Here is a 25,516-nt window from a genome sequence, read left to right on the forward strand (position 1 = left end):
AATAATTTCTGACAAAATGACCAATGACCAATGAAAAATGGCTAAACTCGAACTTATAAACTTAAACAAAACCTATAATCCTAAAGTCGTTCCTGTCAAAGACGTTAGCTTAAGTGTAGATAACCATGAGTTTCTCACTTTACTTGGCCCTTCTGGCTGTGGCAAATCTACCGTTCTACGCATGATTGCGGGTCTTGAAGAACCGACTCGTGGTCAAATCAAAATTGGGGAAGTGGATGTTACCTATAAACGAGCAAGCGATCGCAACATTGCAATGGTATTTCAAAGCTATGCACTCTATCCTCACATGACAGTGTACGAAAACCTCGCTTCTGGACTCAAGCTGAAAAAAGTACCACCTACAGAAATTAAACAGCGAGTCGCAGAAGTGGGAGAAGTTTTAGGATTAGTAGAGTTAATGAACCGCAAGCCTGGACAAATGTCTGGAGGTCAACGGCAGAGGGTTGCTGTTGGTCGTGCTTTGGTGCGTAATGCTGATGTATACCTGCTAGATGAACCTTTAAGTAACCTGGATGCACTACTGCGCGAAAGAGTCCGAGCCGATATCAAGCAAATTTTTGCAGCCCAAAAAGTGCCAGTTGTCTACGTTACCCACGACCAAACCGAAGCGATGACGCTTTCTACGAAAGTTGCATTGCTCAACGATGGCTATGTCCAGCAACTTGACCCACCTGATCGCATCTATAACCATCCAGCGAATCTATTTGTAGCTGGATTTGTTGGTAGTCCACAAATGAATTTGCTGACTCTACCTTGTAAGGGAAAATATGCGTTGCTGGGTAACTTTCAGGTTCTTCTCCCAGATATACCAACAGTACCACCGCAGATTGTTTTAGGAATCCGCCCAGAAGATGTCCGCATTGCTCAACCAGGTGATACCCAGACTATCCAAGGAAAAGTGTTTTTAGTGGAAAACTTGGGTATGCACTATTTGGTTAGTGTCAAGATTGAGGGTTCACAAACCGAAGCGATTACGGTACGGGCTTTGTTGCCAACAGATCAAAATTGGAGTGGTGAAGATATTAAATTAGCATTGCCTCCTGAGAATATTCACTGGTTTGATGTTGAATCTGGCCATGCTGTTGTTAGGAGACAAATGTTAACGTGAGTTTGATGAACCTCTCCCGGACAACCTCCCTCTCCCACGGGGAAAGGGAGGAGCAACGATAAATTAGGGTTTTGGCTCCCCCTGCTCCCTGCCCCCTGCCCCCGGTCACTGAATCTCGACTCACTTCGACGCCGCGGTAGTTGAGCGTAGTCGAAACTCAGTGCAAGTCGCTCGATTTCCGCGTTGGTCATTGAATCTCGACTCACTTCGACGCCGCGGTAGTTGAGCGTAGTCGAAACTCAGTGCAAGTCGCTCGATTTCCGCGTAGCCGAAATGAGCCGAAGTGCTGCCCCCTGCCCCTACCCTATAAGGGCAAGCAAATGGCGAAACAAGTTTTACCTGGCTGCGACTCAAATGAAAGCGTACCGTGATGGCGATTTTCTACAATCCGGCGAACGGTTTCTAAACCAAGTCCTGAACCATGCCCTACTGATTTGGTGGTGAAGAAAGGTTCAAAAATGCGGGTTTTAATTTCAGGTGGAATTCCACTACCAGAATCGATGATGTCAATATGGGCATAGCGATCGCAATGGTATGTTGTAATTTCCAGCAGTCCCTTACTATCCATTGCATCGATGGCGTTGTCAATTAAGTTTGTCCACACCTGATTGAGTTCACTGCCATAGGCAAGAATTTTCGGAAGACCTCGATCGTAATTGCGTTGCACTTGGACACCGCACTTGAGTTTATGAGCAAACAATCGCAAGGTATCTTCTATGCCTTGATGTATATCTACTTCTTGCTGAGTGCCTTGATCGAGGTAAGAATAAGACTTCATCGCTTGCACAAGTTCGGAAATCCTCTCAGATCCTCGCAAACCATGTTTAATCATCGACATGACTTCAAAGGAAAGCGCTAGCCAGTGCAATCCCATTTCTCGCAATTCCGTGGTGTCGTTGCGCCAACGTTCCATGAGTTGCTCTAGGGTTTCGACCTCAACACCACCCTCCGCTAAAGGTTCTGCTAATTTCCACGCCTGCTTCACACCATAGTCTTCTAACCATTCCAACAATATGTCTTCGCGATCGCTTAATGTCACCGGATCTAGACGATTATTCAAAATCGCATCATAGCCTTGATCGCGTACTTTAAACCAGTGCTGAGTATGGGCTTCGTCAACATTGCGTTGCCCATAAACTAAGTTCATTCGTTGTAACTCTAAGATGGCGGCGGGCATTTCTTTTAAAGTCCGAACGAGAGCTGCGGCTGGGTTGTTGAGTTCATGAGCTAGACCGGCGGCAAGTGTCCCTAAAGCTGCCATCTTTTCCCGCCCACGAATGAAAGACTCTAGCCCCCGGACACGACGTTGCATAATCCGAAAAACCATCCGCTCAAAATCACGACATTCATGCAGCAGTGTACGGAAATCTTCTCCCTTCATTTCATAGATATGGCAATTTGCCGATGCCCGCATTGTCACAGGTGCTGGTTCATCTGTGAGTACTGGAATTTCACCAAAAAAGGATGGGGCTTCGTGTTGCCCGATGGGAATTTCAACTCCTTCACTGCGGCGGGTGATGTTGATTTTACCTTTGACTAAGATAAATAAGCGACATACAGGGTCTCCCTCATGGGACAACACTTCTCCGGGGGAAAGTTCAACTGTTTGGGTGCGATCGCAAACCCACTGCAATCGCTCTTGGGGAAGTTGTTGAAACGGATCTAAGTTGATTAATTCTTCAACACATAGCATAAATGAACCTCCTTCAGTGTGCAGGGGAGCAGGTTACGGTGTAGACACAAGTCTGGAGACAAAGCATAGCTTTGGCAGGGTGGGGTTCTTCGAGTTTAATAAGTAATCAAGCGGACATTATATGACAATGCGAATGCATCGACCTGCAATGCTAATGTATCAACTTGCAATGCCATTGCATCGACCTGCAATGCTAATGCATCAATTTGCAATGCCATTGCATCAACTTGCAATGCTAATGCATCGACCTGCAATGCCATTGCATCGACTTGCAATGCTAATCATCGACTTGCAACAATTAACCCACCCTACTGGCGTGGCAAGGCTAAAGTAGTGCATTAGCAAACTCTTGTGGGATGGGCTTCTAGCCCGTCCTAATTGGCGGGCAAGATGCCCGCCCCACAAGAAAATTTATTGCACTATTTTAGCTGTGTCAGTCCACTACGTTAACGTGAGTTCGACGAACCTCTCCCTCCCAGCCTCCCTCTGGGAAACCCAAAGGGGGGAGCAACGAAAAATTCAGCTTTTGCTCCCCTGCCTCCCCTGCCTCCCCTGCTTCCCCTGCCCCCGGTCACTGAGCGTAGCCGTTGGCGAAGCCTCTCGTAGAGAAGTGCTGCCCCCTGCCCCCGGCTCCCCTGCCTCTTTTGACCGTTTCAGTTAAACATTACTTAGGTAGCGGTGAACGAATTGAATGGCGATCGAACCTTCTCCCACACCGGATGCCACGCGTTTAATTGAGCCGTAGCGGACATCTCCGGCTGCGAAGATTCCCGGAATGTTGGTTTCTAATAAGAAAGGAGACCGTTCCAAATTCCATCCACGAGGAGATTTGCCATTATGCACTAAGTCTGGCCCTGTGATGATAAACCCGTGAGCATCGCGGTGAATAACACCATCAAGCCAATCAGTTTTGGGGCTAGCACCGATGAAAATAAACAGCGATCGCGCTGGTACGGTTTCGGTTTGTCCAGTTTTGGCATGGGCAATTACAATTGCTTCTAAATGTTCCTCTCCTTTAACTTCTACAACGCTGCAACTTGTACAAACTTTGATATTTTCAGTGGCAGCAATTTGGTCAATCAAATATTGGGACATACTCAATGAGAGTGATTCACCCCGCACCAGCATAATCACTTTGCTGGCATACTTAGAAAAGTGCATTGCTGCCTGTCCGGCAGAGTTTGCCCCGCCTACCAAGTAAACCTCTTCATTGGTGCAAGCGATCGCCTCAGTCATAGCAGCACCGTAATAAATTCCTGCTCCTGTGAGCTTATCGGCTCCTGGAACATTTAGCCAACGGTAGGAAACACCGGTTGCAACTAAAAGTGCATGGCAACTAATCTCGCTACCATCTGCCAATTGCAGAATCCGATAAGGATCTTCCAATCGAACCCCAGTTACTACTTGAGGAGTGAGAATTTCTACCCCAAATCGCCGCGCCTGGGTGACTCCCCGCCTTGCCAAATCACTGCCACTCAAGCCAACAGGAAAGCCCAAATAGTTTTCAATCCGCGAACTCGTACCTGCTTGTCCTCCTGGCGCTTCACGCTCAATTAAGACAGTACTCAATCCCTCGGAAGCACCATAGACGGCGGCTGCCAGTCCGGCAGGGCCAGCACCGACGATCGCTAAATCATAGAAGGGTCGCTCTGCTTGAGTTTGCAGTCCAATTTTAGCGGCAATCTCTAAATTAGATGGTTGAATTAACCGGGAACCATCGGGAAACAGCACCAATGGTAATTGCTGTCTGCCATCAGCTTGAGCGTATTCTACTAATTTTGCGGCATCCGGCTCCAGTTCAATATCTAACCACTTGAATGGAACCTGGTTACGTGCTAGAAAATCTTTTACCTGATGTGAAAAAGGCGACCAGCGATTACCAATGACTCGAATGCCTTCAAAAGGCGGGCAAAATCCAGCTAGCCAGTCATCTAGCAAATCATCTAAAACCGGATATAGCCTCTCTTCTGGTGGATTCCAAGGCTTGAGTAAGTAATAATCAAGTCTGGCACTATTAATCGACTTAATCGCAGCATCGGTATCTGCATAGGCCGTCAACAAAGCGCGTTTCGCATTGGGAAAAATGCCTTTTGCCTGTTCAAGAAACTCCACGCCTCCCATTTGGGGCATTCTTTGATCCACTAGAAATAGAGCAACTGCTTCATTCCGTAATTTGAGCTGCTGTACCACATCCAGAGCCGTGATCCCGGAATCTGCCCGGACAATGCGGAAGCGATCGCCATACTGATACCGCAAGTCTCGTGACACCGCTTGTAAAACTTCTGGATCGTCATCGACGGTTAAAATTGCTGGTTTCGCCATAACTACTGTTACTCAACAATTGCAGTGCCTAGCCGTTATCTTCAAAAATCCGTCGTTAAAATATCTACTCTTTAACCAATTGCTTTAAACGAAAGTATGCCTCTTCTGGTGTCAGAGGTTCTGATTGACTTTCATTAGGTATATAAAATACCCAAGTATCGAGAAAGTAATGTACCACAAAGCTTGGAATCAAACCCAAGCTAACTGCTTTCTTTCCAAGTTTTTCAGTTTGTTCTTCTAAACTCAGTTGGTCATGAAATGGGTGTTCAGCCATACTTTTTTATCTCCCTGAACTTTATTTGACCCTGGAAGAAGGTTTAACACTAGCATTACACGAATCAGTTAAAGGTGATTCACCAGGTTCCAGAGTGAGCTTGAGAATATTTTGGTTGTAGACCTAAATAATTTCAAAAATGCTTTCGTAGAGAATCATAAAACTATTTTGGTCATTCAGGGTAATCTGAAATTGGATTAAATATAGTGTTTCCTGACGCTCTTATGAGTCACCCAAAAACCCCAAATCATGAACCGGGATTGATCTTAATGCCTGGAACTGAAGGCTGGTGGGATTCTGAACGAGTTTCTTCGCCGCAAGTCTTATACTGTCCCGATGGAACTTGGAAGATGTGGTACTACGGTCGAGATGCGTCCTTTGATCGGCAAATCAATTTACCCACTGGTCGCTGTGGTTTAGCGATTTCTGCTGATGGAATTGATTGGCAACGCGTCCAGGGATTATTAACTATGGGGGCTGTCTTTGAGCCTAACCGAGATTCTAGTCGGTTTGACTCAGCCCATGTTGGTGTGAGCAATGTCTACTTCCACGATGGTCTTTATTGGATGTGGTATTTCGGTGGAGACCACACAGTTGTTGAGATGGCAGGCTTTAAAGCTAAAGGGTTAAATATGCGCCCTGGCTGTGCTATCTCGCGTGATGGTATAAATTGGGTACGGTTGGAAGGTAATTATCAAGGAGCTTTTCTCGATTTGGGTAAGGCAGGGGAGTTTGATGCCCTGTTTTGCGCCTGGCCACAAGTCTTGCCTGATGATGATGGAACTTGGAAACTTTACTACCATACCTTAAATCCTGACAGAGGATTCTTAGTCGGTTTAGCTGTGTCTGACGATGGTTTTAATTGGCAAAAAGTTGGTGAGATTTTAGAGCCAGGCGAGTCTGGAAGTTTTGATGAGAGAGGCATTGGTACTCGCAATGTTCTGAAAATAAACGGACAGTACGTAATGTTTTACGAAGGTGTTAACAGCAATGGTTATCACTCCATCGGTCTAGCTGTTTCTGAGGATGGGATTCATTGGCAAAAACATCGTGGGCAAGAAGTTGGAGGTGCTATCTTTTCTCATGCTCAAAAGGGTTCTGGTCGTTGGGATGCACGGGCAGTAGGCACGCCTTGTGTAGTAGCAATGAATGATGGCAGTTTCCGTATGTACTACATTGGCGCAAACGAAGGTGGCCACGATGAACTATCTTCACAGCACCAAATTGGTTTAGCTGTGAGTGCCGGAACAGATTTTTGCCAGTGGCATCGTTGGGGTGAATAATACTCTACACTTACCCGTAGGGTGAGTGGTTACAAACTTGGGATCTGCGATCGCACCCAGTGTCAAGCGTCATAAGTAGCTGATTTGAGACATTAAACAAATGCGATCGCACCAAAGTTGATACTGCAACTAGCGATCGCATTTCGAGAGAACTTGTTATATCCGCAATACATCCTCATATTCCAAGGTATGCTTTAGCCAAAGTTTGGGTCTGAACCAATTTCCCACTGATGTTTAAGCAATTCTTGGTAAGTCGTTTCCCGAATTATCATCTGCTTATAGAGCATAAGCAAAAACTCTTGAGCTTGTTCACGAGACATCTGCTGCACTTGGTCAGCGAAAGTTCTCAGGCTAAATTCTTGTTCTAAAGATAATGTTATGGGTTGATTCATTGCAGGTTCAATCGCCCAACTAGGCGAAAACTAAAAGGTCAATGTTGGCAATCTTGAGAAGAAGCGTCCATACCTAGCTGCCATTAGCAGTAATAGACTCATTAAGCTATTAGGCATTCCCCGACTTAGCCGTGTTACCCCTAAACATGAACTTCTGTTAACTAGTATAACAAAATATTTACAAATCTGGGATTATGGCAAATTAATGGTTTAATATATGTCCTCCGGTTGATACCCCAGATATCCTGGTGACGTTCGTCAGTCTGCCCCAGCCAGACGCTTTCACATTCCTCCATATTTTGCAGCAGTGTCTCGAATACATCCTTGCAGCTGCAAATAGATTATGGCGTTGCTGATTGCGGTATAGAAAAATAATTTTGCGTTATTTCAAAATCCTTGTAGAGACGTTGCAATTGCTAGTCTCTACATCCAAATTCATACCTCGATTCAGCAACACCTAAATTATTAATGCGGTATTGCATATATGCGGGAGCATAGCAGCGAAAGGGGGATGATTTGGCAACTTCTAAAATCCCTCTCCAGCAATCGGCCGTTTCATATCATGTCCGGCTAATTAGTTACAGTTACCACATCTATGCAAAAATCGGAAAACCCTCTTTCCCCCTTCCCCCCGGTCACTGAATCTCGACTCACAACGACTGCGCGGTAGTTGAGCGTAGTCGAAACTCAGTGCAAGTCGCTCGATTTCCACGTTGGTCATTGAATCTCGACTCACAACGACTGCGCGGTAGTTGAATCTCGACTTCGCTCGATTACCGCGTAGCGATGCACTGAGCGTAGTCGAAGTGTCAAAACTCAGTGCAAGTCGCTCGATTTCCGCGTAGCCGAAATGAGACGAAGTGCTGCCCCCTGCCCCCTGCTCTTTTTATTTCGAGACTTCGCTCTTTTCTGGTTCTACTTGGGGCAATTCAGTGGCAACACGCTTGGAAAATCCCCAGCCTAAAATCAGGAAGATGGCAGCAATCATGATCCATTCTGGTGGAACTAAACTATCGTTGACCACTTTCAACAACAAGCGCAAGCCCACCAAGGCTACAGTTACATAGCCTGCGTCTTCTAGGTTTTCATATTCGTCTAGCCAACGGATAAACAATCCCGCCATGAATCGCAGCGTAATAATACCAATTGTTGCACCCGTCAGCACTAGCCATTTTTCTTGAGAAACTGCGATCGCAGTTGTCACGCTATCCAAAGAAAATGCCAAATCTGTAAATGCAATCACGGGTATGGCTTGCAACAATGAATTAAAACGCGGCCCGTGATGGTGATCGTCCTTAGATTCTTCCGAGGTAAAGTGTTGGAATACCAACCACAGCAGATAAGCAGCGCCCAATAATTCAAATTGCCAGAATTGTTGTACCCAAGTGGCAGTGAGAATCAAGGTGATTCGCAGCACATAAGCAACGACTAAACCAAAGTTGAGTCCTTTACGCTCAAGTTCTTCGTCTTCCAGCCCCCTAGCGATCGCAGCGAGGGCGATGGCATTGTCGGCAGATAACAGCGCCTCTAAAAGCACCAGGATCAGCAGAACTATCGGGGCTTCAATGCTGAAATGAAAGTCGAGGTAATCAAAAATTTGGTCTAGCATTCCGGGTTTCTCAAGCAGAAAAAATTAAAATTTGACAAGAACAGAGATTTGCATATTAAAAAGCGCAATAAATTGCCACTCTAATTCAGCTTAACGTGGTTATGGTGCATTTTGAAGGGGGTTAAATCTGTGCGATCGCCCTACGAGTGGGGTAATTTGCGTATAAGTCAATACACCCAAAGTTTTAACATCTGCTGGGTGCGATCGCAATGGACTGCTGTCAGTTCGCATCTAGAATTAGAAGATGACAACAAAAATATGGTAAGAGTTTATGGATAACACACTTCTACAACGCATCACTCATAATCCAAATATCTGCCACGGTAAACCCTGCATTCGAGGACTTCGTTATCCAGTTGAGTTTATTTTGGAACTGCTCAGTTCTGGCATGACTACTGAGGAAATATTGGCAGATTATGACGATTTAGAATCTAAAGATATTTTGGCTGTCTTGTTATTTGCCGCTCGACTCAGCCAAGTCAAAAGCATTCATCGAATCGCCTCATGAAATTTATTGTCGATGCTCAGTTACCAGTTCGTCTTGCCCGTTTTCTCAAAACTTTAGGTTATGACACGATCCACACCAGAGACTTACCAAGGGAAAATGCTACGCCAGATAATGAGATTAATACCGTATCAATTCAACAAAATCGAATTTTAATTACTAAAGATGTGGATTTTGTCAACTCTTTTTTAACAGTTCAGCAACCTTATAAACTCCTTTTAATCACGACAGGGAATATCAATAACTCAGAATTGGAATCTCTATTTATAGCTAACTTCCAATCTATAGTTGAATTGTTTAAGCAGCATTCCTATATTGAAATAAATCGAGACACCATTATTGTGCTTCAGTAGTTTCTATAAAAATTCCTAACATCACACGTAGGCTCTAGCTTCCCTTTCTAGACGTTCAATCTCTCTTTGCCACCGCTCAAGCTGGTTTTCTCGATCTCGTAATTCATCTGCTGTCGGGTTTGTGTAAGGTTTAATACCTGGGTTTGGGTTAATTCCCTTGTTTGCAAGCCATTGACGGCAAAAAAACTGCCAAAGAAACACATGATCGTGCCTATCGCCACCAAGACAACGAATTCGTTTCACCGAAAGTGTGGATTCACCAAAGAGAATTTGCTGATTTCTAGAATTGTTAGGAAGCAAGAGCATCTCACTACCTCTTCCGCGAAAGAATTCGACTACAAACCACTCGCCGAAATCAAATATACAAACCTCTGTCGAGTCGCTACCATCATCCTGTAATAGATCAATATCACCTTGGATTTGATACCCTATGGCAATTTGTGATGTCTTAGGTAACAAGATGCGAAGCCGTTCAAAGCGGTTACTGTAACTAGCCCAAAACTTTCTGCGACTACGTAGCCGATCTGACTCGAACTTTTGCAAATCGAGCTTGTTTAATATTATATCTACTAGCTTTTGGAAATCAGCATAATTGATACCTCCAATCCACTCTCGAAGTCTTTGCCTTGCTGAATCTGAAAGCTTATACCAATTTTCACCATTTCTATAGTTGTGTTTCAACCAATCAATCAGTACAGAATGATTGCTTGCTATATCATTAGAAACATTAGTGAGTAAATGATCAACAGCTTTTATTTGCTGACTCTCTGACATTTCATCCAAACAACTTAACAACCATCTTACTTGCTGCTGACTTGGAGAGCAAATTGTAGTAAAATAGGGAGTTATTTCTTCTATAAACGTGCTGAATAATGGAATCCAAATAGGTAAATCTTCTTTGATTATGTTTAGCAATCCAGTTCGATTAACACGCTTTTCACAAGCAATTTTTGCTAATTCTATACCTGCTTGTGTACTGCGAAGCGCCCGAATAATTTGAACTGGTAGCAGGTGACTAACTAAACCAGAACTAGCAAAAATATCAAAAGATTTAGCTATAGACTGTGCTAACGCCTGTTCTTGGCGATCGCCATAATAAAGAGCTAAACGCCACACTAGCTGATGCTGCAACCATAAATTAGAAATTGCTACGTTCCAAATGGCTGCTGATGTTTTCCCGGATCGGTCAATATTTTGCTGATCCCACTGTGCTTTAGCATGGATGCAATAAATCCAGTCCAACTTACTTATTTGATCAGCTTTACCCTGTTCAATAGCTTCCAATACTTTATCAACACTTGGGATTGATATTGTTACATCTGGTAAGTTACTTGCAAGCTGAATAAGTTGATTAGGACTACACTGAGGAGTTTCAGGTAGGGAAGGAATAGAAAACTGATAATTCAAGATTATTTCTCCTTTAAAGAGAAGTTTTGGTGATATTTTTCTTTAACTCATCACTACGAAACTGAAAACGGAAAATTACCTTGCGATCGTCTGGATTATCATGTTTCTTATCAGATTCAATTTCTCCACGACCAGCAGCTAGTATTTTCTGGCTTAAAGGTACTTTGGTAAGGAAATTCATCTCATAAAAAATGTATTTGTAAACTGATGCCGATCGCAACAAGCTTAGTTGTAGATTGGTCTTATCGTCTCCATCTGAGCTAGTGTGACCTTCTATAACTACGCGACTAATTTCCTGCTCAAATTCTGGTTTTGAGAAAATCACTCCACTGTAAACGGGAATAAAGCGGCGTAAAAAAGCTTTACCATCTGGTTTAAGCTCGGTACTTCCCTTGGCAAAAAGAATTGATTCTTGGATACTTACATCTCCAGTTTCTGGGTTAACTTTGACATTGATATTGTTGCTTTTCATCTGCCCAACAACATTACCAATTACTACCCGTTTTGGTACATCTTTTTGTGCAAGCTGGAGTAGTACAGTGATAAAGAGCAAAGCAAAAAACATTAGTAAACTAGACATCAGATCGGCAATAGACAGATAAATACTAGAGTCATCATCCTCTATAATTTCTGCATCAATTTCACCTCTGATAAAATCATCCATGATTGCTTCTACCATTAATAAATTGGTGGTTATCGAGTGCAGCACGCAGCACTTCTGCTGTCTGTAGTAAACGTCCGCAAACTCTAGACATAGAAGTATCTGCTTCTTGGAAAAAGCTTAACTGTGAATTAACACTCCTTTGCATAGAAACTTCAAGATGACTCTGCCAAGACTGAAGGCTATTGTCAAATTTTTCATTCAAATTTTTGTATGAATTGTCCACTGTTTGCACTTGTTCACCAATATTACAAGCGAGTTCTCGCAGTTGAATTAATCGTTGTGTAAAACACCTCTTGTATCTGTTTTGAAGTGATTTAGAGTGTCTCCCAAATTGTTAGCAAATTTCTGGAGTTCTACCAAAGTTTCTTGTTGAAAGTTCTGAATTGTTAAAATGGAACTTGCCAAACTTTCAGAGATACCACCGAGTTCTTTATGCAGTATTAGCACTGCTGTGGAAGCTTGCTCAGTTAACTTTGCACTTTTATCTAGTCGATCTGCAATCGGTTCGAGTACCTGAACTCGCATATCCTTGATGAGTTCTTCTAAAACTCTCTGTCCCTGATTTTCTTGGAGTTCTCGGAGTTGTTTCTGCTCTTTGAAAATTGCTTCTAAAGCTGGAAATATCTGCTGACGAACGGCTAGGCCAATAGCTTGGGCTGACAACTGATTTAAACCGACAAATTGTTCTGCAATACTCTTACCTACAGCTTGTCCAATGGCTTCTGCATTTAGCTGCTTTAGTTCGGTTAAGTTTTTTGCTACAAGACTAAGTGCTTCAGCTACTTCGCGGTTGGCATTTTGTTCTGCAATACTCTTACCTACGGCTTGACCGATGGCTTCAGCACTGGGTTGGTTTAACCCTGACAACTTATTTCCTACACGGATAAATGCTTCAACTAGATTGCTATTGCTATTATCTGTTGTTTTCAAAGTTGCGATCGCATTGAGTTTATGGCGTAAACTATCACGCTTTGCCTGCCGTCCCGAATCACATACAAACAAAACTAAAGTGAATACACTACCAGAACCAAGCCCCATCATGGAAGTGGAAAAAGCTGTTTTCATTCCTACCAGTAGCTCTTTACTGGCAGTCATTAGTTCGTTGGTATCTTTTGTAGATAAATTGATTCCTTGGAGTCCTTGTTGTATACCATAAAAGGTTCCTAAAAGCCCAATGGCAGTACACAAGGTTGTCACAAAACGCAGGGAACTTCGAGGTATTGGACGGGCTAAGACAGATGGATATTTTATCAGTATGTAATTACCATCTTGCTGTCTAAACCTACTAGAGTCATCGGTTCCTATATGGTCTTTTAACCATTTGTTAACTCCGTTTGAAAGCTTTATCTTTTTACCCTTTTTCAAATTACTCAAAAACTTAATAGAGGCTCTAGTTGTGCCACATTCTGAACGCCAATACTGCCCTAATGTGTAAAACTCGACAAGAATTGCGACTAATAATACAAAAGCAATTGCCCAATGAAAAGGTTCGTTATGCCAAATAATGCCCCAAACTTTTGCCATTTTGACGCTGTACCCCTCTTATTTATTTTGGTTATATCTTTTTAAATTGCTCTAATTCTTTATCCGCAAGAACTTCTTGATCTACCCGCATTGGGAGATGTTCTGCATCGAGGCGGTTTCCTATAAGTTTTCGGAGACGTAAGCTGTAAAGTGGCTCACCCTCAGACTTTTTGTCCTCAATTAAATAAACCTGTTCTGGTGCATAGCTTCGCAATAGACGCACCTGCAAACAGGTTTTTAAATCCCGCGAAGAAATAGATAGCGGTGAATCTTGTCCAAATAATTCACGAGCCACTTTCCAAGCGTGGTTAACCGCCACAATTTCGTTAACCAATTTTTCGACTGAGGGATACAATAGTTTTGCAGTTTCACTAATCAATGCTTTTGACCTACTTGCTTGAGCTTCAGTAGGTCTATAATTCCCAAAAGGGAAACTTATTTAACTTTTGTTGATAAAGCTATATTTATAAAAGTAGTTTTTGATGCCAAACTGCTCTTTAGACGTTGAAAAAGTGTAGTGGCGTGTCAAGGCTAAAATGTTTGTTGCAAAAAAATTGTAGGTTGCGGAGCCACTACGCCCTTGTGGTTTCCCGCATTGTAGCAAGTGGCGTTGGAGGATTTGCGTAACTCAACATCCTGTATATGTTGGGTTGCGCTCCGCTCCACCCAACCTACGTCTAATACACTTTCAGCATTAGTCACAGTTATTTCAACATTGATAAGCAACATTTGAATGTTCGTAACGAATGCTTAAATGTTGGTCACAATTATTTCAACATTGATAAGAAACATTTGAATGTTTATAACAAATGCTTAAACATTTATTATCAATGCTTGAATGTTAATCACAATTGTTTCAATCTTAATAAGAAACATTTGAATGTTTACAACAAATGCTTCAATATTTATAATTATGAGCGACCCAAGCCTTTGCTTATCCTACCTTGTGCGTGATATTTTTATCCACAATCTACATTGAGGATTTAAAAAATGTAAATAGCGTCTGAAAGCAATTTACTACAATAATTTCAAATTTCACAAAATCTCTGCCAGCTTTCCCACCAAACTATTTACTAAATCTAAGAACCTGATATTATCTGTATCAATGCTATTTCCTTCACCAGCTAACAACTGTCTGACAGCAGATAGCCTGTCATTTACTTCAGAAATTCTCCAAGATTCATCTAAGTTTACTGCAAAATCAAACAGCGATCGCTCTCCTAAATGCTCTCTTACCTTCACAGCTACACTATCATTACTTACCAAAAATTCTTTGATAGTATCTAATTGAAAATTACCTAAAATCTCGTCATGTCCCCACGTTTCTAGCCAGTCTCCCTCTACATCTTCAACGTAAATATTGACAAAATCAACTCCATAAGTTAGCCAGTTTTGCTGCATTTGTCGCGCCGTTGCTAAAGCTTCAGCAAATGTATCTACTTGATTGTTGCAGTGAGTTTCTCTTTTATTAGGCATAAAAGCTGTAATTAGCACGTAAGTATATAGGCTAGAACACAAACCCGAAATCTCAAATTCCTGAAAAGTCACGAAAATTTTAAATATTTGCCACCAGAAAGGTAATCACTGTTATACAGGGCCACGTTGACTAACTGGTTGACAAAATTAGCATCCTTGGGATTGTAACTTAAGAACAGCCCCCTCTCGATTTCCCACGATCGCAGTGTATTTTGCCAAGCTTCATACTTTTGGTGATTAAGTTCTTCACTAACACTGGTAACTTGAATGCACAGTGGTTGATTGTTACGACTAACAATTAAATCTGTTGCCATTGAAAGGTCGGCTATATAACGCTGCCAAAAACTACCTTCTCGCTGAACAATATCTTGGGCTATTGATTTAATGATATCATCATCTACCTGATTAAATTCGCCTGCCATCAATTTTTGCTTCCAAATATAAAACTTGGAGTCACTTGCATTAAACCATCTGGGAAATAAATAACCATACCAGTATCTCTCAATCGGCGTCATCAGCTCGAACTTTGCTTTTTGTTCTTCTTCTGACGGTAAGGATTTGATTATCAGCCAAATTGTCGAATCCGTAATTACCTCTAACAGAAAGGCAATGACAAAAGGTTTTGCAGTCAGGGAACCTGGTTTGATGTCTTTTATCCAACGATTGATTTCATCTAATCTTCTCGCTAAATTATGATCTATCGAGGAGGCTTGCTCGATAAGGGACTTTAGCTGATCCTTAATTTCTGTTGCTTGCAAACGATGCCCTACTTTCAGAAGATTACGCTTTTTTTACACACTTTTAACTAGATTTTAACTTGAAAATGTCTTTAATTAATTTCCTGATGTCATTAAATATTCTCTAGGTTGATGCCTTGTGTACGTAAAACCTCCCGCAGTGGAGCAATTTCTTGCTCTGCTCGTTCGGCACGTTCTTCTGCCTGTTCGGCACGTAAACGTTCAAGTTCCCCCAATTCTTCTGATGATAGTATCAATTGATTTTCAGTAGTGAAGAATCTTAATTTACCTTCATAAACTCCCAAATAAAGTTCTAACTGCTGACTCCACAAACGGCCATCAGTGGTTCCTTGGATTTCTTGATACTTACCATCAACTAGATGAAATCCCTGAAGTTCCATTGTTACAGGGTCAAACCAGAAATAATCTGGTGTACGGAATGTATCTTGGTAAACTTGTTTTTTTAAACCTTTATCAACTGCTGTCGTTGAACTTGACAAAATTTCCACAATCACATTGGGATATTTGCCGTCTTCTTGCCAAACTACCCAACTTTTACGGTCTTTTTTCTGGGTTCCCAAAACTACAAAAAATCTGGGCCACGAAAATATTCTGATTTTTTCTGGTTATGACTATAGTAAATGGTCAAATTGCCAGAAGCATAAAAATCTTGCCTATCTCGCCACCATAATTTGAGGATGCGAATTAGCAAATCGATTTGCTTTCGGTGTAAGTCACTTTCCAACGGTGGTTCGTCACTCAGTATATCACCAGAAGGAAAAATAACTTCGTCCTCTGAAATCCTATCAGAGATGATTTATAGAGTAGCAGGTTCAGATATCAGCGATCGCCCCGCAATTATACGTTTATTTTACTGAAAATTCGGTAACTTGCAGAGGGCTTTGAGAACTTGTAATAACTCAATTGCACCAGGAGATTCATTCAGATTTAATAATGGCATTAACTGATAAATTGACTGTTCGTCATGTCTTAAATAAACAAATTGATAACGTAGTCCGTTAGTTACTAAACCCCAAACAGATGGTTGTTGTTCTAAACTTTTAAAAGCATAAGCGAGTAATTGAGGCAAACCTTCACCCACTTCAATCGCACTATTTTTCGTTTCAATTACTACAACCCAAAAAGGCGGTGCAATATTACTTTGAGGATTGTTGATTGCTAAAATATCCATCCGTCCGGTAATTCTTCTGTCTTCATCTTCGACTGCGATCGCAATGCTATCTTCCATTGTCAACCGAATCGGTACATCGTAAAATCCAGCTAGCCGCATTAATGGTGCGATCGTTAAAAATTTAACCAACCCTTCAGAAATTTTTCGATCGCTTAGATAACGATCAAAGTCGTTTCTGATTCTTAATAAATCCTGCTGTTCAAACTCAGAGAGTGGTTCTAAAGTTAAGAAGTCTGTAAATGAAGCATTAGAAAGCTTTTCCAGTTTGAGAAAGCGATGAACATCGTTGAGAGATAAGCTGCTAGCTTCGACAGTGAGGGGCATAATTTCAGGCGTTTTTTGTCAAGATTACTTATATTTTGCAACATTGGCGGTAGATATGAATTTTCACAGTATGTGGAAAACCTCTCTCTAAATTTCTCTCCTAAAAGGAGAGAGACTTTAAATTTTCCCCCTTAGAGCATCGGGAAGGGGGTTAGGGGGTTAGGTTAATCGTTAGCTTTTCCACAACATGACCTGAATTGTCAGTTTGGTAGATATAGGAATCCGGTTTGATTACTGAAATCACTTGGCTTAGTAGGCAATAGGCACTCTTGCAATAGGCAAGAGGATTTTAGAAGATTAAGGTGTACCGAATTTTTTTCAAAAATCAAATATGAGTCCTATAGGTTCCAATGTAACCTCTTTAAATTTCTTGATCGCTTGCTTTTGCTAGATGAAAATCAATGTAAACTAAATAACTCAGCAATTTCTACCTAGCTTAACGAAAATCTAAATAGTGTCTAGCACAACTGGGCTAAGAATAGTTTTTAATCACAATAGCGATCGCACTCATAAGTAACTATGTCTGAACCAAATATCGAATCAATCCTCCAAGAGAACCGCCTCTTCCATCCTCCTAGTGAATTTTTGCAGAATGCCCATATTAAAAGCTTGGATGACTATCAGCGTCTCTACGACCAAGCCAAAGCCGATCCGCAGCAATTTTGGGCAGATTTGGCTGGAAAAGAATTAGAATGGTTCCAAAAATGGGATACAGTATTAGATTGGCAACCGCCTTTTGCGAAGTGGTTCGTTGGTGGTAAGATAAATATTTCTTACAACTGCCTTGACAGACATCTCACTACCTGGCGCAAAAATAAAGCAGCATTGATTTGGGAAGGAGAACCAGGTGATTCGCGTACCCTCACTTATGCCCAACTGCACCGAGAAGTTTGCCAGTTTGCCAATGTATTGAAGCAACTAGGCGTACAAAAAGGCGATCGCGTTGGTATTTATATGCCGATGATTCCCGAAGCGGCGATCGCAATGTTAGCCTGTGCCAGAATTGGCGCACCCCACAGCGTAGTATTTGGTGGTTTTAGTGCCGAAGCTTTACGCGATCGCTTAATCGATGCTCAAGCTAAACTGGTAATCACGGCTGATGGTGGTTGGCGCAAAGATGCGATCGTTCCTCTCAAAGAACAGGTAGACAAAGCCTTAGCTGATGGTGCTGTTCCCAGTGTTGAAAATGTCCTCGTTGTCAAGCGTACCGGACAAGAAACTTATATGCAATTGGGGGGACGTGATCATTGGTGGCATGATTTGCAAAAAGGTGCATCAGCAGATTGTCCCGCCGAACCAATGGATAGCGAAGATATGCTGTTTGTCCTGTACACTTCCGGCAGCACGGGCAAACCGAAGGGCGTAGTGCATACAACTGCTGGTTATAATTTGTATACCCATATCACCACCAAGTGGATCTTTGACCTGCAAGACACAGATGTATATTGGTGTACCGCCGATGTAGGTTGGATTACGGGACACAGCTACATAGTATATGGCCCTCTTTCCAACGGTGCAACCACGGTGATGTATGAAGGTGCGCCCCGTGCTTCTAATCCTGGCTGTTTCTGGGATGTAATTGAAAAATACGGCGTTAATGTTTTTTATACTGCACCTACGGCAATTCGGGCATTTATTAAGATGGGAGAACAACATCCCAATGCGCGAAACTTGTCTTCGTTGCGTCTGCTGGGAACCGTCGGCGAACCGATTAACCCCGAAGCTTGGATGTGGTATCACAAAGTTATTGGTGGAGAACGTTGTCCAATAGTTGATACTTGGTGGCAAACAGAAACCGGCGGTATCATGATTACACCGCTACCAGGGGCAATTCCTACTAAACCCGGTTCCGCAACTCTTCCCTTCCCAGGAATTATTGCAGATGTCGTAGATTTAGAAGGAAACACTGTACCCAATAACGAAGGCGGTTATCTAGCGGTGCGCCATCCGTGGCCAGGAATGATGCGGACAGTCTACGGCGATCCAGAACGCTTCCGCCGCACCTACTGGGAACACATTCCACCTCAAAATGGTAACTATACTTACTTTGCCGGTGATGGTGCAAGACAAGATGAAAACGGCTACTTCTGGGTAATGGGTCGTGTGGATGACGTATTGAATGTATCAGGACACCGACTTGGTACAATGGAAGTAGAATCAGCTTTAGTGTCGCATCCAGCAGTTGCAGAAGCGGCGGTAGTGGGTAAACCGGATGAACTTAAGGGTGAAGAAGTAGTGGCTTTTGTGACTTTAGAAGGTACTTATCAGGCAACTGAGGAACTGAGTAAAGAACTTAAGCAGCACGTTGTTAAAGAAATAGGTGCGATCGCACGTCCGGGAGAAATTCGCTTTACAGACGCTTTGCCCAAAACGCGATCGGGTAAGATTATGCGCCGCTTATTGCGAAATCTAGCTGCCGGACAAGAGGTATCTGGTGACACTTCCACATTGGAAGATCGGGGTGTGTTGGATAAGTTACGAGAAGGTGTGTAAATAATTCCAAATTAGCTTAATAAGGGCGCATATCAATACTGCACGCTTTGTGGATTTCTAACTCGGAATTGGATTTGGGAAAAGGTTAAGGGGTAAAGGTTAAAGGTTTTTTCTTTCCCCTTTTCCCTGCCCCTTTTCCCCAAAACCCGACAAGTATTGGGGTGCATATATATGCGCCCTTATCGTCTCTCTTGTGATGCATTACGCGCTAACACAGCCCAATTTATCATAAAGATTAGAACATTATTGAGGCATTCAGGGCGATGAAGGTGAAGTGCAAATCCAAATCAGCATTTGTTCAACCTATTGGCTGCATGATGCTGAGTATTATCAGTGTAATGGGGATATCACCATTAGTGTTAGCGGTTCCTGGACAAGTTTCTTTGCATTCGCCAGAACAGTCTGCACAGAGACAACCACAAAAAATAGCACAAGCTTCAGGTACAGATTCACCACAGCGATCGCAGCTAATCCAACAAGCTAATGCTTTGTATAGTCAAGGAGACTTTAAAGGTGCAGAAGAAAATTTACGCCAATTTATTAAAAAATTCCCAGAAGATGCTTTTGGGCACTTTCAATTAGGAAACGTGCTTTTTCAGCAAAAAAAATCAGATGAAGCAATTAGCGCCTATCGAGAAGCTATTCGCCTCAAGCCAAAATATGCTCTAGCATACAATGCAAGCGGTATGGTTTACGCAAGTCAAAGTCGCTGGGAAGAAGCCATTACCGAATATAAGAAAGCTCTGGAAATTAATCCGAATTATGGCGAGGCGCTGACTAATTTTGCCTTAGCAATGTGGCAAACAAATAAAAAAGATGAGGCGCTATCTTCTTTAGAAAAAGCTTTAAATATTTTCAAAGAACAGAATAGAGGTGAAAAAGTTAACCAAGTTGAGCGAATTTTAAAAGAGATCAAAACTGCTGAAGATCCTAGTGTTTCCTGAAAATCATATTATTCAGTGGATAAAAGTTAAAAAGAGTTGCTGCGATCGGCTTTAAGGATGCTTTGCCAGAAATGCGAGCGGGTAGGAAGATTATGCGGCAGTTGTCGCATAATCTTCGCTTATGAATAAAAAACAAGTTTGAAACTGATAACAATAAACGAGGAGAACCGTGTATGCAAGTAAGACAAGAAATTTTTGATACTTATTGGCGATTTGCTGCTATGCGCCAGGAAGTATTTTTCAACAAAATTAACAACTTACCACCACCGTGGACGAGTGACCCGATTATTAATACTTATAAATTTTGTAATGCATATCGAGCAAGCGATCGCGTTTCACAATATCTGATCAAAAACGTAATTTACGATGAAAATAGAAGCAAGAATGAAGAAGAAGTAATTTTACGGATTCTGCTATTTAAAATCTTTAATAAAATCGAAACATGGGAATACTTAGAAAAAAAAATAGGAGATTATATTACACTGTCTAATTTCGATTCAAATGTATATTCAGATATATTACAAGAGGCTATGAATCTTGGATATGTCATTTATACCAGTGCATATATGTCTTGTGCCAGCAAAGAGTTTGGTTATGATAAAAAACACCAGAATCATTTGGCATTAATTGATAAAATGGTTATACAAGATAGAGTAGTCAATCGCATAGTTAAAGCAAAAAAGTTTGAAGACGTTTTTCAAATCATTCAAGGATATCCATTGTTAGGTAAGTTTATGGCTTACCAATTAGCGACAGATATTAACTACAGTGAAATTATCAACTTTGACGAAAACAGTTTTACTATAGCAGGCCCAGGAGCCGAACGTGGTATCAGCAAGTGTTTCATTGATACAGATGGTAAAACATATACTGATATAATTCATTGGATGACTGAAAATCAAGAAAGAGAGTTTCAACGATTAGGGTTAAATTTTCAATCACTCTGGGGTCGTCTGCTACAAGCTATAGACTGTCAAAATCTTTTTTGTGAAACTGATAAATACTGCCGAGCAGCATTTCCTGATTTGAAAAGTAATCGCAAAAAAATAAAATCAAAATTTACTTCAACGCCTCAACCAATTGATTATTTTTATCCACCTAAATGGCAACTTAACGATAAAATTCAAGAAAACGTAGGACATAAATTGCCAAAATTAGATATTGTTAGTTTACAACAAATCAATAATAGTTATCAGCAATTGTCTTTGGAATTAGACTCAACGGTAAAAGCAACGTCTCTAATTATAGAAAATGGATCAAAAGCTTATAAAACATCTGATAAGGAGTCTCAATTTAAGCACAAAAGTAAAAGATCAAAGGCTTTACAGAATACACAAATAGAAAAATCTCAACAATTGTGCTTATTTGAATAAAACTGGGTATCATAACTCAGCAGTAATTCAAAGTTAAGCACGTTGATATGGAAAGATATGCCGACTTCGACACCACTAAAAAGTATCGCTACTTACTAGGGCGTAGGTGGGATGCAAATTTGCCGCAAGTTACTTTTGTGATGCTTAACCCAAGTACCGCAGATGCTGAAAAAGATGATAGGACACTCACTAGATGTATTAACTTTGCTAAGTCTTGGGGTTATGGTTCTCTTGAAGTGGTTAACCTATTTGCTTATCGTGCTACGCAACGTGCGGATCTTTACATAACGCCTGATCCTGTAGGATCAGAAAATAACTGTTATATTCAATTAGCAACAAAACGGGCTGACTCAATTATTGTGGCATGGGGTGGGGGTAAGTATCCCAAAATCCAGAATCGGAATAAACAAGTGCTAAATCTAATTTATGATAAATCTCCCTACTCTCTGGGTCGTCTAACAAAAGATGGACATCCACGGCATCCTGTACGTCTTGCGGCTACTACAGAAAGAATTATTTTTCCTATTAATTCCTTATAACGGTAATTGATTTTTCTAATAACAAGAATTTTTATTTATTATTAAATTTCTATTTTAATCAGTTATGAAAATTACCATAAAAAACTGTAAAATGGGGTAGCTTAATTATGAATTTTTCTGATTATCAAACACAAGCACTTAGTACAGACCAAATTCCTGCTGTCGAAGGTACTGAACTAATCATACCACTACTAGGTTTAGTTGGTGAAGTTGGTTCTTTGATGACTGAGTATAAAAAACATTTACGTGATGGTGATGCACACAAACTATTTAAAGAAGGCATCGCGGAAGAGTTGGGAGATATGCTTTGGTATATTTCCAATTTAGCAAGCAAATTTAACCTGAATTTGGAAGAAATTGCGGAAGATAATTTGAGAAAGTGCCGTGATCGCTGGGGATGGAGAGATTCAGATATAATAGATGATAAAGCTACAAGCTACATATTTGATAATAACTTCCCTGAAGATGAAAGTTTACCACGAAAGTTTGAAGTAGAAATTACGGAGGTAAGCAAAGATAATTCAGTTAAAATGAAGGCATTTATAAACAAAAAACAGATTGGAAATGACCTCACTGATAATTCCTATATAAGTGATGGGTACCGCTTTCATGATGTTTTCCATTTTTCCTATGCCGCAGTTTTAGGTTGGTCAGTTGTCACTCGTAGTATGCTTAAACGTAAGCGCAAAAGTAATTCTAATATTGACGAAGTTGAAGACGGCGGCCGTGCAGTAGCTATTGAGGAAGGTATATCAGCACTTGTATTTAGCTATGCCAAAGATCACGGTTTCTTAGAAGGCGTTTCAACATTAGATTACCAACTATTAAAGACTATCAAAAATATGACATCCCATTTAGAAGTTTCTCAGTGTTCGCTAGGTGATTGGGAGAAAGCAATTCTGATGGGCTATGATGTCTGGCGACAGGTAGAGAAAAATCGAGGAGGAAGGATAGTCGTTGATCTTGATGCACGCTTGATAACCTATTTGGAAGAGTCTAGTCTACGTTTAGCCTGTGTGGAAATAAAACATTCACTTAACGGCTTGCAGGGAAAAAAATGAGTTTTTGGTCATCACAAACTTTGAGTTCTCGTCTTCCCAGTTTAATTGAACCATTTAATGAGGCTCAAGTTCAGTCTGCATCATACGAATTGTGTTTAGGGGAAGAAGTTTATATTTCAGCTCTTCCTGATACACCTCCGAAAGAACGAAAAAAAATTATTCTTGGACAAAGGGAAACTGTTTCTATCCCTCCAGGACAGTTTGCATTTCTGATAACTTCTGAAATAATCAAAGTTCCTAACAATGCACTTGCATTGATTTCAATTAAATTCAAATTTAAGTCAAAGGGGCTGATTAATGTTTCCGGTCTTCATGTCGATCCTGGCTATAGTGGCAAACTAATTTTTGCTGTTTATAATGCTGGGCCTCTTCACCTTCATATAGCTAGAGGCGAAAAAGTTTTTTCTATATGGTATGCAGACTTAGATAAAGACGATGAAAAGCCACGAGATAAGAAAGGTTATGATTTCATCCCCACTGATTTAATGAATAGTCCTGATTTAGTTTCTTCTCTTCCTTCTTTAGTAAAACGTTTGGATGAACTGGAGAAAAAAGTAGAAAATTATTCTATTAAACAGACTTTATTCTTGACGATTGCTATTGGGGTTCTACTTGCTTTTGCAAAGCCAATAGTGGATATATTTATACAGCCATTACTCAATATAATTAAATCTTCTCTTGCCATGTATTAATTTTCAATTGGTGAAATGAATCTAAGTTGTCGCTATATACTTACACGAAGTAAGTGCAAAATTTTTAAGTATCAAATTCTCTAGGACAACAAAGCTTGTTAAATTTATTAAGATAATAAATGAAATACAAATATAATCTAGGTTGTGCCTATGACTTCCCTATCGGCATTAACTTTACCTGACCACACCCAGTTACCAGACTCAGATGGTACATTCGTGAAGAATCTTCAAGAGCATCCGCAAAGCATTTTAATTACAGATTCAATTAAACCTGTTTTAGAGAAACTTCATCCCGACAGTCAATATTGTATTGGACAAGATTCTGGTATCTACTGGCGATTAACAGATCCTCCTGAGAAAGGGGCTGAAGCACCAGACTGGTTTTATGTACCCAATGTACCACCGACACTTAACGGTAAAATGCGCCGTTCTTATGTGTTGTGGAAGGAGTATGTTGCGCCCTTGATTGTGATTGAATTTGTCTCTGGAGATGGTTCAGAAGAACGAGATAACACACCGCCATCTCAAGGTGAAGGTGGAAATGTTGGTAAGTTTTGGGTTTATGAGCAGGCAATTCGAGTGCCTTATTATGGAATTTATGAAGTAGCAAAAGCGCAAGTGCAAGTTTTTCACCTACTCGATAATACTTATCAACTGATGCAACCCAATGAACGAGGACATTACCCAATTGCTCCTATGGGTGTAGAGTTAGGAATCTGGCAAGGATTTTATCAAAATGCAGAGTTACCTTGGTTGCGGTGGTGGGATGCACAAGGAAATTTACTGTTAACGGGTGAGGAACGTGCTGTGAATGAGCGACAAAAGCGGGAGAGAATTGTAGAGAAGTTGCGATCGCTCTCTGCTGAACAACTCAATGCTTTAGGAATTGATCCAGAAATGTTGGATTAGGAAATATTCTCGTCTACTAATATTACATCTTCATATATTTCTGCGATCACACAACGAAAATCAACGCTAGCTAAATGCACTTCTCCCGCTTGTTCATAAGGGTAAAGTACCCACTGTCCTTGTTCATTGCGGCGGAAGCATTCTACACTCATTCGGTCTGGTGAAATTATCACATATTCTTGTAATGATTCTAAGTGTCGATAACTAGCAAATTTTTTACCTCTGTCATAGCCTTCCGTTGACTCGGAAAGCACTTCAATAATTAAGGAAGGATGGGACTTAAAATATTCAAATTCTTTATCTCGTGGATCGCAAGTCACCATTACATCGGGATAAAAATAGCGATTTATAGCCTCGATTCGTGCTTTCATATCTAACATATAAACACGGCAACCACTACCCCGGAGATGGTTTCGCAGTAGAGAAAGCAAGTTTCCTACTATAGTGACATGAGCATCACTTGCTCCCGCCATTGCGTAGACTTGCCCATCAATATACTCGTGTTTGATTTCACTTACTTTCTCGCCCTCTAAATATTCTTCTGGGGAGATATAGTACTCACTTTGGCTAACGACCATTTTAGTACCTTAGTAGTTTTATCAAACATTTTAACCCATACGA

Annotated in this window: 28 protein-coding genes and 1 pseudogene; 11 read left to right on the forward strand and 18 right to left on the reverse strand. The window is 41.1% G+C overall.

Features of this window, described 5'->3' with window-relative positions:
• Positions 1-37: 37 nt before the first annotated feature.
• On the forward strand, positions 38-1,129 hold the full coding sequence (locus RMX98_RS18780; protein ID WP_322678735.1) for an ABC transporter ATP-binding protein: 1,092 nt from the start codon (positions 38-40) through the stop codon (positions 1,127-1,129).
• 304 nt (positions 1,130-1,433) lie between these two features.
• Here RMX98_RS18780 and RMX98_RS18785 read toward each other — a convergent pair whose 3' ends face one another.
• The 4 genes from RMX98_RS18785 to RMX98_RS18800 all read right to left on the reverse strand — a co-directional run bounded on the left by RMX98_RS18785 (position 1,434) and on the right by RMX98_RS18800 (position 5,418).
• Positions 1,434-2,822: an ATP-binding protein gene (locus RMX98_RS18785; protein ID WP_322678734.1), complete on the reverse strand. Its 1,389-nt coding sequence runs from the start codon at positions 2,820-2,822 to the stop codon at positions 1,434-1,436.
• Between the two features lie 95 nt (positions 2,823-2,917).
• On the reverse strand, positions 2,918-3,097 hold the full coding sequence (locus RMX98_RS18790) for a hypothetical protein (RefSeq protein WP_322678733.1): 180 nt from the start codon (positions 3,095-3,097) through the stop codon (positions 2,918-2,920).
• Between the two features lie 382 nt (positions 3,098-3,479).
• On the reverse strand, positions 3,480-5,144 hold the full coding sequence (locus tag RMX98_RS18795; protein ID WP_322678732.1) for an FAD-dependent oxidoreductase: 1,665 nt from the start codon (positions 5,142-5,144) through the stop codon (positions 3,480-3,482).
• Between the two features lie 64 nt (positions 5,145-5,208).
• On the reverse strand, positions 5,209-5,418 hold the full coding sequence (locus tag RMX98_RS18800; RefSeq protein WP_322678731.1) for a hypothetical protein: 210 nt from the start codon (positions 5,416-5,418) through the stop codon (positions 5,209-5,211).
• 224 nt (positions 5,419-5,642) lie between these two features.
• Between RMX98_RS18800 and RMX98_RS18805 the strand changes: the two genes are divergently transcribed.
• The gene (locus tag RMX98_RS18805; protein ID WP_322678730.1) at positions 5,643-6,701 is read left to right on the forward strand and encodes a glycosyl hydrolase; all 1,059 of its coding nucleotides are present in this window, start codon (positions 5,643-5,645) and stop codon (positions 6,699-6,701) included.
• Between the two features lie 194 nt (positions 6,702-6,895).
• Here the strand turns inward: RMX98_RS18805 and RMX98_RS18810 are convergent, their stop codons facing one another.
• The 3 genes from RMX98_RS18810 to RMX98_RS18820 form a co-directional block, all read right to left on the reverse strand.
• Complete coding sequence (locus RMX98_RS18810; protein ID WP_322678729.1) at positions 6,896-7,093, reverse strand: NblA/ycf18 family protein; 198 nt, start codon at positions 7,091-7,093, stop codon at positions 6,896-6,898.
• Between the two features lie 886 nt (positions 7,094-7,979).
• Entirely contained in the window at positions 7,980-8,702 is a 723-nt protein-coding gene (locus RMX98_RS18815; RefSeq protein ID WP_322677673.1) for a TerC family protein, read from the reverse strand.
• Between the two features lie 99 nt (positions 8,703-8,801).
• A complete protein-coding gene (locus RMX98_RS18820; RefSeq protein WP_322677674.1) occupies positions 8,802-8,933 on the reverse strand; it encodes a hypothetical protein in 132 nt (43 codons plus the stop codon).
• A 40-nt stretch (positions 8,934-8,973) separates the two neighbouring features.
• Here RMX98_RS18820 and RMX98_RS18825 point away from each other — a divergent pair, with 40 nt between their 5' ends.
• Both RMX98_RS18825 and RMX98_RS18830 read left to right on the forward strand, forming a co-directional pair.
• Positions 8,974-9,210 (forward strand): DUF433 domain-containing protein, encoded by a 237-nt coding sequence (locus tag RMX98_RS18825; protein WP_069068569.1) that lies wholly within the window; start codon positions 8,974-8,976, stop codon positions 9,208-9,210.
• Positions 9,207-9,560, forward strand: coding sequence for a DUF5615 family PIN-like protein (locus tag RMX98_RS18830; RefSeq protein ID WP_322677675.1), 354 nt, complete (start codon positions 9,207-9,209; stop codon positions 9,558-9,560). The genes RMX98_RS18825 and RMX98_RS18830 overlap by 4 nt, the downstream gene beginning before the upstream one ends.
• Before the next feature lie 21 nt (positions 9,561-9,581).
• Here RMX98_RS18830 and RMX98_RS18835 read toward each other — a convergent pair whose 3' ends face one another.
• From RMX98_RS18835 to RMX98_RS18880, 10 genes and pseudogenes are all read right to left on the reverse strand, one after another.
• Positions 9,582-10,967 carry an EH signature domain-containing protein gene (locus RMX98_RS18835; RefSeq protein WP_322677676.1) on the reverse strand — a complete coding sequence of 462 codons (1,386 nt, stop codon included), beginning with the start codon at positions 10,965-10,967 and terminating at the stop codon, positions 9,582-9,584.
• Positions 10,968-10,980: 13 nt separating this feature from the next.
• Positions 10,981-11,646: a flagellar motor protein MotB gene (locus RMX98_RS18840; RefSeq protein ID WP_322677677.1), complete on the reverse strand. Its 666-nt coding sequence runs from the start codon at positions 11,644-11,646 to the stop codon at positions 10,981-10,983.
• The gene (locus RMX98_RS18845; RefSeq protein WP_322677678.1) at positions 11,624-11,854 is read right to left on the reverse strand and encodes a hypothetical protein; all 231 of its coding nucleotides are present in this window, start codon (positions 11,852-11,854) and stop codon (positions 11,624-11,626) included. The genes RMX98_RS18840 and RMX98_RS18845 overlap by 23 nt, the downstream gene beginning before the upstream one ends.
• A 47-nt stretch (positions 11,855-11,901) precedes the next feature.
• The gene (locus RMX98_RS18850; protein ID WP_322677679.1) at positions 11,902-13,155 is read right to left on the reverse strand and encodes a MotA/TolQ/ExbB proton channel family protein; all 1,254 of its coding nucleotides are present in this window, start codon (positions 13,153-13,155) and stop codon (positions 11,902-11,904) included.
• 31 nt (positions 13,156-13,186) lie between these two features.
• Complete coding sequence (locus tag RMX98_RS18855) at positions 13,187-13,534, reverse strand: hypothetical protein (RefSeq protein WP_322677680.1); 348 nt, start codon at positions 13,532-13,534, stop codon at positions 13,187-13,189.
• A gap of 152 nt (positions 13,535-13,686) precedes the next feature.
• Positions 13,687-13,884, reverse strand: a complete 198-nt coding sequence (locus tag RMX98_RS18860) for a hypothetical protein (protein WP_322677681.1) — start codon at positions 13,882-13,884, stop codon at positions 13,687-13,689.
• Positions 13,885-14,190: 306 nt separating this feature from the next.
• Complete coding sequence (locus RMX98_RS18865) at positions 14,191-14,631, reverse strand: hypothetical protein (protein WP_322677682.1); 441 nt, start codon at positions 14,629-14,631, stop codon at positions 14,191-14,193.
• A gap of 68 nt (positions 14,632-14,699) precedes the next feature.
• Positions 14,700-15,389 carry a hypothetical protein gene (locus RMX98_RS18870; protein ID WP_322677683.1) on the reverse strand — a complete coding sequence of 230 codons (690 nt, stop codon included), beginning with the start codon at positions 15,387-15,389 and terminating at the stop codon, positions 14,700-14,702.
• Positions 15,390-15,481: 92 nt separating this feature from the next.
• Positions 15,482-16,185 (reverse strand): annotated as a pseudogene (locus RMX98_RS18875) (Uma2 family endonuclease).
• 54 nt (positions 16,186-16,239) lie between these two features.
• A complete protein-coding gene (locus tag RMX98_RS18880) occupies positions 16,240-16,884 on the reverse strand; it encodes a restriction endonuclease subunit R (RefSeq protein ID WP_322677684.1) in 645 nt (214 codons plus the stop codon).
• Positions 16,885-17,403: 519 nt separating this feature from the next.
• Between RMX98_RS18880 and acs the strand changes: the two genes are divergently transcribed.
• The 7 genes from acs to RMX98_RS18915 all read left to right on the forward strand — a co-directional run bounded on the left by acs (position 17,404) and on the right by RMX98_RS18915 (position 24,895).
• The gene (gene acs / locus RMX98_RS18885; RefSeq protein WP_322677685.1) at positions 17,404-19,377 is read left to right on the forward strand and encodes an acetate--CoA ligase; all 1,974 of its coding nucleotides are present in this window, start codon (positions 17,404-17,406) and stop codon (positions 19,375-19,377) included.
• A 263-nt stretch (positions 19,378-19,640) separates the two neighbouring features.
• A complete protein-coding gene (locus RMX98_RS18890) occupies positions 19,641-20,321 on the forward strand; it encodes a tetratricopeptide repeat protein (RefSeq protein WP_322677686.1) in 681 nt (226 codons plus the stop codon).
• A gap of 173 nt (positions 20,322-20,494) precedes the next feature.
• Positions 20,495-21,694 carry a nucleotide kinase domain-containing protein gene (locus tag RMX98_RS18895; RefSeq protein ID WP_322677687.1) on the forward strand — a complete coding sequence of 400 codons (1,200 nt, stop codon included), beginning with the start codon at positions 20,495-20,497 and terminating at the stop codon, positions 21,692-21,694.
• 47 nt (positions 21,695-21,741) lie between these two features.
• On the forward strand, positions 21,742-22,233 hold the full coding sequence (locus RMX98_RS18900; protein ID WP_322677688.1) for a DUF1643 domain-containing protein: 492 nt from the start codon (positions 21,742-21,744) through the stop codon (positions 22,231-22,233).
• A 107-nt stretch (positions 22,234-22,340) separates the two neighbouring features.
• Positions 22,341-23,294: a nucleoside triphosphate pyrophosphohydrolase family protein gene (locus RMX98_RS18905; RefSeq protein WP_322677689.1), complete on the forward strand. Its 954-nt coding sequence runs from the start codon at positions 22,341-22,343 to the stop codon at positions 23,292-23,294.
• Complete coding sequence (locus RMX98_RS18910) at positions 23,291-23,986, forward strand: dCTP deaminase domain-containing protein (protein ID WP_322677690.1); 696 nt, start codon at positions 23,291-23,293, stop codon at positions 23,984-23,986. Before RMX98_RS18905 ends, RMX98_RS18910 begins: the two co-directional genes overlap by 4 nt.
• A 150-nt stretch (positions 23,987-24,136) precedes the next feature.
• The gene (locus RMX98_RS18915; RefSeq protein WP_322677691.1) at positions 24,137-24,895 is read left to right on the forward strand and encodes a Uma2 family endonuclease; all 759 of its coding nucleotides are present in this window, start codon (positions 24,137-24,139) and stop codon (positions 24,893-24,895) included.
• Here RMX98_RS18915 and RMX98_RS18920 read toward each other — a convergent pair.
• Positions 24,892-25,473: a Uma2 family endonuclease gene (locus tag RMX98_RS18920; RefSeq protein WP_322677692.1), complete on the reverse strand. Its 582-nt coding sequence runs from the start codon at positions 25,471-25,473 to the stop codon at positions 24,892-24,894. The two genes, RMX98_RS18915 and RMX98_RS18920, sit on opposite strands and share 4 nt — an antisense overlap.
• Positions 25,474-25,516: the final 43 nt, after the last annotated feature.

The sequence above is a fragment of the Nostoc sp. DedQUE02 genome, assembly GCF_034531035.1.
Taxonomy (GTDB): Bacteria; Cyanobacteriota; Cyanobacteriia; order Cyanobacteriales; family Nostocaceae; genus Nostoc.